This is a genomic window from Campylobacter sp. US33a, from assembly GCF_004378855.1.
Taxonomy (GTDB): Bacteria; Campylobacterota; Campylobacteria; order Campylobacterales; family Campylobacteraceae; genus Campylobacter_D.
Genome location: NZ_RYYL01000048.1, coordinates 1 through 271 on the forward strand (window position 1 = coordinate 1; position 271 = coordinate 271).

Here is a 271-nt window from a genome sequence, read left to right on the forward strand (position 1 = left end):
TACCTACAGCTATAATGATAGGCAAGGTTGTAGGGAGTTGATAATGAACAAAATAAATTGCAGGATCAACTTCAGCTACTTTTGACGCCATGATCACATTTCCACTTCCAGGTCCATGATCGATATATTGACAAATCGCAATCACACTTAAGGCAGAAAGTTTTGAAACACCAGAGCGTACAAGTATAGGATACATAGTAACCATAAGTAAAAGTGCTAAGCCTGCGTGAGAAGGGATGAAAAGAACTAAAAATTGCACGATAAAATAAGC

1 protein-coding gene is annotated in these 271 nt (G+C 37.6%); it reads right to left on the reverse strand.

Annotation, left to right across the window (positions count from 1 at the left end):
* Nucleotides 1-271, reverse strand: a 271-nt coding sequence (gene dcuC / locus ELQ16_RS09845; protein WP_166739692.1) for a C4-dicarboxylate transporter DcuC, incomplete at both ends; no start/stop codon positions are given.